The sequence below is a fragment of the Streptomyces rectiviolaceus genome (assembly GCF_039533825.1).
Taxonomy (GTDB): Bacteria; Actinomycetota; Actinomycetes; order Streptomycetales; family Streptomycetaceae; genus Streptomyces; species Streptomyces rectiviolaceus.
The window spans coordinates 1-2,126 of record NZ_BAAAUG010000246.1 but is presented as its reverse complement, the minus strand read 5'-3'; the positions used below and the strand labels follow the sequence as shown (position 1 = coordinate 2,126).

Here is a 2,126-nt window from a genome sequence, read left to right as displayed (position 1 = left end):
CTGCAACGGCCCCTCGGCCTCGAGCGCCTGGAGATAGCGCTCCACCACGGCCGAGACGACCAGCGTGCCCTTGCGCGCGAAGTCCGCCTCCTGCAGCGAGAGGTTGAGGCTGGAGACCCACTCATAGGCAGTGGGGCCCACACGGTAGGAGGACGGCTGGGACTTCTCGGTGTCCCAGATCCGTTCCATCGCGAAGTCGGTCGCCAGGTCGATGAGCTCGGACACCTCCCCCGGCACCTGCCGCAGGGCCGCATCCAGGTAATGGCCGATCGCCAGCTGGGAGTTGCCGCTCGTACGACGGTCCGTATTCACCCGGTCCTTGAGCTGGCCAAGGACATCGGGCGAGATGCGGAACCCGAAGGACTGCCATGCACTGGAGTGAATCTTGGCATCGGTGAAACTCTCCTGGACCGCGGCATGCGCCCCGCCGCGTGCCGCCCGCTGACGGCGCGGTCGCGCGGCTGCGGCAGATGGCCCGTCCGCGGGCTGGTCCGCCGGCCGCTCAGCATCTGCCGCATCTGCCACCGCGGCCGCCGGCACGCGCTTCGCGGATCGGGACGCGGAGGGAGCATCTCCCGAGGGGGCCTCCGAACGCGCCGCGGCCGGGGCGGTCTTTGCTCGAGGACCTGGTGCAGTGGGGGCGGCGGGCGCGGGCGCCGGTTCGCGCTCGTCGGCTGGAACGGGGGCCGCATCCGGAATGGACGCTACTTCCTGCGCAGAGGTGGTGTCTCCGCCACCGCGGGGCTGCGGGGTACGCGGTGGGCCCGCGGTGGCCTCATCAGAGGGCGGCGCTGCGGGGGCAGGGTCCGGTCCGCTCTCGGGAGTGCCCTGTCCCCCGCCGATCCACGAGCGGTTGGCCACGTCGTCTGCGCCGGCGAGCAGTCCCTGCACCAGCTGGGCACCGGCGGGCTTGAACTGCTTCTTCTTCGGGCGCCCCTTGGACTCAGCCACCGGAGGCCTCCATCTCGATGCGCTCGGGCATCTCCCACTTCTCCGTGGGCTGCCCCATGCGCGCGACGAGTTGGCCCATGAGCTCGCTGTACATCTTGCCGGGGGTGTGACTGGCAAAGCGGATGACTGAGGGCACGCCGTACGCGAAGGAGTCGCTGATCCGGTTGTCCGTACGAATGTCCGTGCAGAACGGCGCCAGGTCCGCATCCAGCATGCCGTTGCGGATGTTGACTTCCTGGGCCTTCCACTTTGAGGGAGGGTTGGAGCGGTTGAGAACCGCCCCCAGGTACTGCGGTTCGCATTCGCCGCCGGTGCGGTCCTTGACGTATCGCACTGTTCCCCGGGTGGCCGCCGCGCCCTTGAGGGCCGGGTACTCCGGGACGCATACGGTGATGACGAAGTCCGCGGCCGCCAGAGCGGTGGCGGACAAGGAGGACACAGCCGGAGGGGTGTCGATGACGACGAAGTCGAAGTCGTCGGTCACCTCCATGAGCATCCTGCGCAGGATGGGGGTCGACTGGAACCCCTTCTTGTGAATGAGGTCCTGTGCGGCAGTCATGGTGGACTCCTCGCACGCCAACAGGTGCAGAGAGCCCGCGTCTTCCCACTCTTCCAGCAGCTCGCTGCGGTCGAACCACAAGCTGGACAGGTCCATGCGCATGCCCTGCATCCGGGCCTGAAGCACCCACCCCAGCGAGCGGGCCAACTGCTCCTCCCCCGCGAGGTTGACGCCCACAGCCGTCCCGGCCTGAGCCTGAGGGTCCAGGTCGACCGTCAGCACGCGCGCGCCCGCCAACGCCAGACCTGCAGCAAGGTTGACCGTGGTGCTGGTCTTGCCCACCCCTCCCTTCTGTGTCGCCACGGCGATGACCTTCATCGCGTGCCCGCCTCTCTTCAGTGCGTCCGTTGATTCGTCAGCCCACATGTGTCACCAGGAACTTGAGGTTCCGGAACTCGTCTGTCCGGGGAGGATGAGCAGCCGTTTTGGCCGATTCACCCGAGATTAAGAGTCACCTGCTCGCTCTGTTCCTCTAGTGACACGGGATATCAGGCTTGACGATAACAGGACCGGGTCCTTGAGATGCGTGTGACGCGCGTGTCGGCTGCAACGGGTCCACCAGCGCCACGACGCCCCGCCGTCAGGCGGTCCGCCCACCGCGACTTCCAAGGCCCAA

Annotated in this window: 2 protein-coding genes; both read right to left on the bottom strand. The window is 67.9% G+C overall.

Annotated elements, in window-relative coordinates; translation table 11 throughout:
• Nucleotides 1-312: hypothetical protein (locus ABD378_RS43375; RefSeq protein WP_344530930.1), on the bottom strand; the 312-nt coding region annotated here is incomplete at its 3' end.
• Nucleotides 313-943: 631 nt separating this feature from the next.
• Nucleotides 944-1,828 carry a ParA family protein gene (locus ABD378_RS43370; RefSeq protein ID WP_344530928.1) on the bottom strand — a complete coding sequence of 295 codons (885 nt, stop codon included), beginning with the start codon at nt 1,826-1,828 and terminating at the stop codon, nt 944-946.
• Nucleotides 1,829-2,126: the final 298 nt, after the last annotated feature.

Excerpts from the sequence above, each read along its gene's own strand:
- ABD378_RS43370 (WP_344530928.1), bottom strand. The coding sequence starts at position 1,828 with ATGAAGGTCATCGCCGTGGCGACACAGAAGGGAGGGGTGGGCAAGACC.